The organism is Phaeovibrio sulfidiphilus, assembly GCF_014861485.1.
Classification (GTDB): Bacteria; Pseudomonadota; Alphaproteobacteria; order Rhodospirillales; family Rhodospirillaceae; genus Phaeovibrio; species Phaeovibrio sulfidiphilus.
Window position 1 is genome coordinate 46,268 of sequence record NZ_JACZHT010000009.1, and the last position, 7,407, is coordinate 53,674.

Genomic DNA, 7,407 nt, shown 5'->3' on the forward strand with positions numbered 1-7,407 from the left:
CTGAGGTGAAGACGTGGCCGTTGCAGAACACATTGATACGGAACTACCCGAGAAGCGCCGACCTTTTTACACGCTTCTGTACTTCTACGTGATCCTCGCGATCATTCTGGGTATCCTTCTGGGGTACTTCTTCCCGGATGTCGGCGAGAAAATGAAGCCCCTGGGCGACGGGTTCATCAAGCTGGTCAAGATGATCATTGCCCCGGTCATCTTCCTGACGATCGTGACGGGCATTGCCGGAATGAGCGATCTGAAAAAGATCGGTCGCGTTGCCGGCAAGGCCATGGCCTACTTCCTGACCTTCTCCACTCTGGCGCTGATCCTCGGTATGGCTGTGGCCAACATACTGCAGCCGGGTGCGGGCATGAACGTGGACCCCGCCACCCTGGACCCGAGCCGGGTCAGCAGCTACGTCGAGGGCGCCCAGAAGGCGACCATTGTCGAGTTCCTTCTGAACATTATCCCCAAGACCCTGTTCTCGGCCTTTGCTGACGGGAACATTCTCCAGGTTCTTGCGGTCTCGATCCTGTTTGGTGTTTCCCTCGGGCTCGTTGGCGAGCGGGGCAAGCCCATCGTCGACTTCTTCAATGCCCTGACGGCGCCGGTGTTCAAGCTGGTGTCCATCCTGATGCGCACCGCCCCCATCGGCGCGTTCGGAGCCATGGCGTTCACCATCGGCAAGTACGGCGTGGCGTCGCTGGGGAGCCTGTTCTTCCTGATCGCGACCTTCTACATCACGTCGCTTCTGTTCGTCCTGGTGATCCTGGGTCTGGTGTGCCGCTACAACGGCTTCACGATCACGGGCCTGCTAAAGTACATCAAGGAGGAACTCCTTCTTGTCCTGGGCACCTCGTCCTCCGAGCCGGTTCTGCCGGTCATCATGCAGAAGATGGAGGCGGCGGGCGCCAAGTCCTCGGTCGTCGGTCTGGTGGTCCCCACGGGCTACTCGTTCAACCTCGACGGCACGAACATCTACATGTCCCTTGCGGCTCTCTTCATTGCGCAGGCCGTGGGCTATGATCTCAGCCTCGGGGAGCAGATCACGCTCCTGCTGGTGGCCATGATCTCGTCCAAGGGTGCGGCCGGTGTGACCGGCGCCGGGTTCGTGACCCTGGCGGCGACCCTGGCGGTGGTCCCCTCCATTCCCATCGCGGGCATGGCGCTGATCCTGGGTATTGACCGCTTCATGTCCGAGTGCCGCGCACTGACCAACGTGACCGGCAACGCGGTGGCCGCTCTGGTGGTGGCCCGCTGGGAAGGCGAGCTTGACCAGAAGAAGCTGGACGCGGTTATGGGCAAGCATGCGTGCAAGCCGCTGTTCCACAAGCTGCGGAAGCTCCCGGTCTGAGGACTGGAGACCTGAAAGCGAGGGCCCGGGGATGTCTCCGGGCCTTTTTTTTGTGCCCGGCGCCGGCGGTTCGCGGGGGTGTGCGATGCAGGGTGTCACGCGGGGGTGGGCTGCGCGGGCCGGGTGAGGGGCAACTGGTCTGGGGGCATGGGCAGGGGCGGGCAGCATCCGTCCGCCACGGCGTTGCAAGCCCGGGGCGGTGGTCCGCCCGGGTTGCCCAGGTCGTGTCCATGGCCAACGGGGGTGCCTGTCCCGGATGGGCTTCCCACGTCCCGTTTCCGTGAGCGATTTCTGTGGCGCACCGGGGCGTCCGCTGGGGCTGCCGATGCCCGCAGCCGCATCCGGCCCTTTGAGGGCAGGGTGGGCGGCGCACCCGCGCATGGCTCTGTCGTGCGGGGTGTGCGCACCCCGGGCGTGATCAGTGGCCGGTTCCTCCGCCGCCTCTGGCCGGCTGGAGGAACCGTTGCCCCCTTCTGCCCGCTTTTCGTCCCCTTCATGAACACTGACGGGGGAAGGTCTCAGACGTTGGGGCACGCCCCTGCTGCGAGCCTGCTGTGTGGCAGGGATACGAGCCCGCGCTGTGCCCGGTCATAGGGGGCCGGGGTGTGCCCGGCCGGCGGGCGGATCGCGGACAGGCGTCCGCAGAACCAGCGGCTGGGGACTGGTGCATCCCGCCGCCCCGCAGGCAAAAGAAAGGGGGAGCGAAAGCCGGATCCTCACCGGCTCGCGCTCCCCGTTGTCTGTGGGGCGGCGTGTGGGGCGGGGCTCAGGCTCCCGCCGTGTGCCCCAGGCGTGCGAGAATGCTGTCGTGGCTTTCCACCCGGGACAGGGGGCCCACGAAGGCCGTCACGGGTTTGGTGGAGAAGATCCGCCGGGCGCAGGCGGCCACGCTCTCGCGGGTGACGGCCTCGACCTTTTCGACCATTTCCTTCGAGGACACCGGGTGTCCGTAGATCTGGATCTGGCGGCCCAGGGTTTCCGCCCGTGAGGACGGGCTTTCCAGCCCCATGAGCACCGACGCCTTCAGCTGGGCCTTGGCGCGCTCCACCTCGCCGTCCTCGAGGGTGTCGGCCACCCGGACCGTTTCCTCGCACAGCACGGGGATGAGCTCGCTGACCTCGTTCTGTCCGGTGCCCGCGTAGACCGCGTAGATCCCCGAGTCCAGGTGGCTGGAGACGTAGCTGTAGATCGAATAGACCAGCCCGCGCTTTTCCCGGATCTCCTGGAAGAGCCGCGAGGACATGCCGCCCCCGTGCAGGGTGGAGAGGACCGCCGCGGTGTAGTAGTCCGGGTCCGTGTAGGACACGCCCTCGAAGCCCATGACCATGTGGACCTGCTCGATGTCCCGTTCCTCGCGCCAGTCGCCGCTGTGGAACGCGGGGGGCTCGATGGACGGAGCCGCGGTCACGGGGAAGTCGCCGAACTGCTCCGCCACCCGGGCCACAAAGGCGTCGTGGTCCACGGGGCCGCAGGCGGAGATGATCATCCGGTCCGCGCTGTAGGTGTTGCGCATGTAGTCGCGCACGGTGTCCTGCGTGAAGGAACGCACCACGGGGACGGTTCCCAGGACCGGCCGCCCCAGCGCCTGGTTGGGGAAGGCGGTTTCCTGGAAGTAGTCAAAGACGATGTCGTCCGGGGTGTCGATGGCCCAGAGGATTTCCTGGACCACCACCTCGCGTTCCCGGGCCAGCTCCTCCTCGTCGAAGGTGGAGTTGCGCAGGATGTCCGCCAGAAGCTCGAGCGCCAGCCCCTGGTCCGCCTTCAGGACCTTGGCGTAGTAGGCGGTGTTCTCCCGGCTGGTGTAGGCGTTCAGCGAGCCGCCCACCGCCTCGATCTCCTCGGCGATCTGCCGGGCCGAGCGGGTGTGGGTGCCCTTGAAGGCCATGTGCTCCAGAAAGTGGGAGATGCCGTTGATCTCGGCCGGCTCGTGGCGGGCTCCCGCGTTGACCCAGACATTGACGGTGACGCTTTCCACGGTGTCCAGCCGGTCGGTGGCCACCACAAGACCGGAGGGAAGGCGGGTCGTCCTCACGTTTTCAATCATGTCAGCTCGGCCTTACTGGGCAGCGCGACGGGCGCGCAGGTGGGACTTCAGGGCGTCGAGGTCATTGGGCAGCTCGGTGATGCGCTCCGGACGGTCCATGATGTCGCGGATGACCCGGGGCACCTCGGGCTCGAAGCCCAGGGCCTCGCGCACCGCGTCCGGGAACTTGGCGGGATGGGCCGTGGCCAGGGCCACCATGGGCGTGCCCTCGTCCCGGTGCCCGACCTCCCGGCCCGCCATGACGCCAATGGCCGAGTGGGGGTCCAGGATCTCGCCGGTCGCGTCGTACAGCTCGCGCATGGCGTCCTTCGTTCGGGCGTCGTCCAGGCGGAAGGCGCGGAAAAGCCCCAGAAGCTCCTGGTGCAGGTCGTTGTCGATGCTGTACTCGCCCGTTTCCTGGAAGCGGGTCATCAGGCGGGCGACCTCGTCGCCGTCCCGGTCCAGCACCTCGAACAGGAGCCGCTCGAAGTTCGAGGACACCTGGATGTCCATGGACGGGCTCAGGGTCTGGTGGACAATCCCCTTGCGCATGGCGCCGGTCTCGAAGAACCGGGTCAGGATGTCGTTGCGGTTGGAGGCCACCACAAGCCGGTCGATGGGCAGGCCCATCTGGCGGGCCACCCAGCCTGCGAACACGTTCCCGAAGTTCCCGGTGGGCACCGAGAAGCCAATCGGCGTGTCCGGAGCGCCCAGGCGCAGCCCGGCCCAGAAGTAGTAGACGGTCTGGGCCATCACCCGGGCCCAGTTGATGGAGTTCACCGCTGCCAGGTTCAGGTCGTCGCGCAGGGGGATGTCGGCGAACAGGGCCTTCACCAGGGCCTGACAGTCGTCGAAGGTGCCGTCGATGGCGATCACCTCGACGTTCGGGCTGTCCACGGTGGTCATCTGGCGGCGCTGGACCTCGGACACCCGTCCTCGCGGCAGGAGGATCACCACATCCGCCGCCTTGCGGCCCTGCAGCGCGGCAATGGCGGCGCTTCCCGTGTCTCCCGAGGTGGCCCCGACCACAAGAACCCGCTCGCCCCGCCGCTCCAGGACGGTGTCAAAGAACAGGCCCACCATCTGAAGGGCGTAGTCCTTGAACGCCAGGGTCGGGCCGTGGAACAGCTCCATCACCCAGTCGTCCCGGTCAATCTGGCGCAGGGGAGCAATCGCCGGGTGGTGGAAGGACTCGCACGCCCGGTTCACAATGGAGGCCAGCTCGTCGTCCGTCAGCGAGCCCGCAACAAAGGGGCCCATGAGGCGGACCGCCAGGTCCTGGTAGCTCAGGGCCCGCATGTCCCGCAGCTCGTCGTCCGAAAAGGTGGGCCAGTGGGTGGGGACGTACAGTCCACCGTCCTCGGCCAGCCCGGCCAGAAGGACATCGTCGAACGAGAGTTCGGGGGCGTTCCCCCGGGTGCTGACATATCTCAAGGCGGAAACTCCTGTGGCCGGCCCTCCTTGGGGACCGGAAGACGAAAGAAGGTGCGGGAGGTTAAAAGTAACGCGCCCGCGCGTCGCCAGCAAGGGCCGCGGGGCGGTCTTTTTTGACCGCCGGAGCGGGGCGGGCGGCCGCCTTCGCGGGAGTGAAAAAAAAGCCGCTTTAGGCGCTTGACACCGGAAGGGCGAGCGGTCATATTCCGCCGCACACATGGTCTGGGGCCGTAGCTCAGTTGGGAGAGCGCAACGTTCGCAATGTTGAGGCCAGGGGTTCGATTCCCCTCGGCTCCACCAGCCAGATAGAGAAAAACCCGCCGCTTCGGAGCGATTGTCCGGACGGCGGGTTTTTTGTTGCTGTTGTTCGGGTCGTCCCGCCGGAGCTCTGAACCTTCGCCTTCTGTGGCTTACGATTCAGGGCGGTCGGATACGTGCGGCCGCGCCGTGGGAGGTTCCTGGCCCGTGACCCCGCGTCGGCCGGGCGGTGGACCCCAAGCCCGGCCATCATTGGGTCCGTCCCCTTCGTGAGGCTGGTTCTTCGGGCCGGAGCCTCCGGGCGCGTCACAGGAGTGTGTCGGGCATCACGGGGGAGACGCCAGGCGTCGGGCGGCCTCGACAACGGAGGCGCGACGCCGGACATGCTCCGCATCGTCGTCACATCCGGTGAACATGCGGGCCACCTGTGGCACCGCCGACCACCACCCCGCCAGCGCCAGAATCAGAAACGCCAGGTGGTCCGCCTCCAGGGCGCGGGTGAGGGCGCCCCGACTCTGTCCCTCGGCCACGGCCCGGATCTTGTCGGCGTAGTAGTGACTCCGGAGCGTCTCGTCCGGCACCTCGCCCTCGAAAACCAGGCCTTCCCAGCGCATCAGCCGGCTCAGTTCGGGGTGTTCGCGGTGGTAGTCGTAGGCCCGGCCCGCGTAGTCGCCGATGTCCTCGACGGCAGGGGACGCGAGCGGAATGGCCTGGGCGGCTTTGGCCAACTCGCTGCGCAGGACTGCATGGAACAGGTCGCGCTTGTTTCCGAAGTAGTTGTAGATGCGCTCTTTGTTCGCTCCCGCCGATTTCGCAATCGTCTCGATTGTGGTGCCATCGGGTCCGCGGCGGGCGAACTCTGCCGCTGCCGCCTCCAGAATCCGGCGTTTCGTTCCTTCGGTGTCCCACGCCATTGTTAATGTTCTCCGGTGCCAATTTGCTTGTGCGTAGCCCCGGACCGTGTCAAAGTCAACTCCAACGTTGCAGTTGGATTTAATGGGAGGTGGGTGATGGCACAGACGATCCTTGTTTGTGGAGCCGGTCCCGGGGTGTCTCGGGCAGTTGCGCGCCGTTTTGGCCGGGCGGGGCATCCCGTAGCGCTTGTTGCCCGAAATCCGCAGCGTCTTGAGGGGGCTGTCGAGGAGCTGTCCGGCGAGGGACTGCAGGTGCGCGCCTTTCCGGCCGATTTGGCCGACATCACGTCCCTTGGGCGTGTGGTGGAGGATGTGCGCGCCGCGCTGGGGCCCATCGGCATTTTGCATTGGAACGCGTTCCTTGATGTGGAGGGTGGCCTGCTGGAGGCGCCTCTTTCGGACCTGACCGGGAGCTTCGAGTTGCGGGTGACGGCCTACATCGCTGCCGTCCGGGCGTGCCTTCCGGATCTGGAGGCCAGCAGGGGTGCGGTCCTGGCGACCTGTGGGATTATGCTGTTGGACGATCCCCGGGTTGATGCCTTCGCCATCGGCTATGGCGCTCTGGCGATTGGCGTCGCGGCTCAGCACAAGGCCACCGGCATTCTCGCTCAGACGCTCGCGCCCCGGGGTGTGTACGTGGGTGAGGTGATCGTGAACGGATTTATCGAGGGAACCCCGGGGGGTGTTGGCAAGAGCCCCACGGTGGCGCCGGCGGCTATCGCGGAGGCGTTCCGGGAGCTGTATGAGGCCCGTCGGGAGCATTCCGTCATCATCGGTGAGGCCGTTGCGGTGTAAGAAGACGCCGCATGATACAGGCGCGCGCGGCGACGTTGCCACGGGGAGGGGCTGTCTCGCCCCGTGGTGGTCGCCGCGCAGCCGCCCGGGAGCCTGCAGGGGGCGCGGCGAACCGGATAAAGGGTGCGGGAGGTCGGCGGACTCCGGGAGGGGCATAAGGACGCGACGGCAAGCCGGGCCTCGGAAGGGATGGTCCCGGGATCACCGCGCCAGGCAACACGTCAAAGAAGAAGGCATCCGGGTGTGGGAGAGGGAGCCCTCAGGGTGAGCCAGCGCACCGCGCCCGGCAGGCGGAGGTTCCGGGTGCGGAGGGGAGGCCCCGGGACATACCCGAACGTCAGGCCCGGAAGGGGAGGCCTCAGGGGGTGGCGGCAAGCCGGGCGTCAGACCCGGCGGAGGCGGCCTTTGCGGCTCCGGCCTTCGCGGTTCCCGCCACCGGGGCCTCCGGGGACGCGGACGGCTCCGGATCGCGGATCATGTACCCCCGGCCCCAGACCGTCTCGATACAGGTCTCGCCGTCCAGGAACGCCGCCAGCTTCTTGCGCAGCTTGCAGACGAACACGTCGATGATCTTCAGGTCCGGCTCGTCCATGCCGCCATACAGATGGTTGAGGAACTGCTCCTTGGTGAGTGTT

General features: G+C 66.6%; 6 protein-coding genes and 1 tRNA gene. 3 read left to right on the forward strand and 4 right to left on the reverse strand.

The window, feature by feature from the left end:
- Positions 1 to 31 precede the first annotated feature (31 nt).
- A complete protein-coding gene (locus IHV25_RS09945) occupies positions 32 to 1,348 on the forward strand; it encodes a C4-dicarboxylate transporter DctA (protein WP_192534982.1) in 1,317 nt (438 codons plus the stop codon).
- Between the two features lie 766 nt (positions 1,349 to 2,114).
- On the opposite strand, the gene IHV25_RS09950 is transcribed toward IHV25_RS09945, so the two are convergent.
- Together IHV25_RS09950 and thrC are read right to left on the reverse strand one after the other, a co-directional pair.
- Positions 2,115 to 3,392 (reverse strand): M16 family metallopeptidase, encoded by a 1,278-nt coding sequence (locus IHV25_RS09950; RefSeq protein WP_192534975.1) that lies wholly within the window; start codon positions 3,390 to 3,392, stop codon positions 2,115 to 2,117.
- Between the two features lie 12 nt (positions 3,393 to 3,404).
- Complete coding sequence (thrC, locus tag IHV25_RS09955) at positions 3,405 to 4,805, reverse strand: threonine synthase (RefSeq protein ID WP_192534976.1); 1,401 nt, start codon at positions 4,803 to 4,805, stop codon at positions 3,405 to 3,407.
- A gap of 224 nt (positions 4,806 to 5,029) precedes the next feature.
- Between thrC and IHV25_RS09960 the strand changes: the two genes are divergently transcribed.
- A tRNA-Ala gene (locus tag IHV25_RS09960) sits at positions 5,030 to 5,105 on the forward strand.
- A 284-nt stretch (positions 5,106 to 5,389) separates the two neighbouring features.
- Here the strand turns inward: IHV25_RS09960 and IHV25_RS09965 are convergent.
- Positions 5,390 to 5,977 carry a TetR/AcrR family transcriptional regulator gene (locus tag IHV25_RS09965; protein WP_192534977.1) on the reverse strand — a complete coding sequence of 196 codons (588 nt, stop codon included), beginning with the start codon at positions 5,975 to 5,977 and terminating at the stop codon, positions 5,390 to 5,392.
- A gap of 96 nt (positions 5,978 to 6,073) precedes the next feature.
- On the opposite strand from IHV25_RS09965, the gene IHV25_RS09970 reads away from it, so the two are divergent.
- On the forward strand, positions 6,074 to 6,772 hold the full coding sequence (locus IHV25_RS09970; protein WP_192534978.1) for an SDR family NAD(P)-dependent oxidoreductase: 699 nt from the start codon (positions 6,074 to 6,076) through the stop codon (positions 6,770 to 6,772).
- A gap of 358 nt (positions 6,773 to 7,130) precedes the next feature.
- Here the strand turns inward: IHV25_RS09970 and IHV25_RS09975 are convergent.
- Positions 7,131 to 7,407, reverse strand: a 277-nt coding sequence (locus tag IHV25_RS09975) for a winged helix-turn-helix domain-containing protein (RefSeq protein WP_192534979.1), incomplete at its 5' end; no start/stop codon positions are given.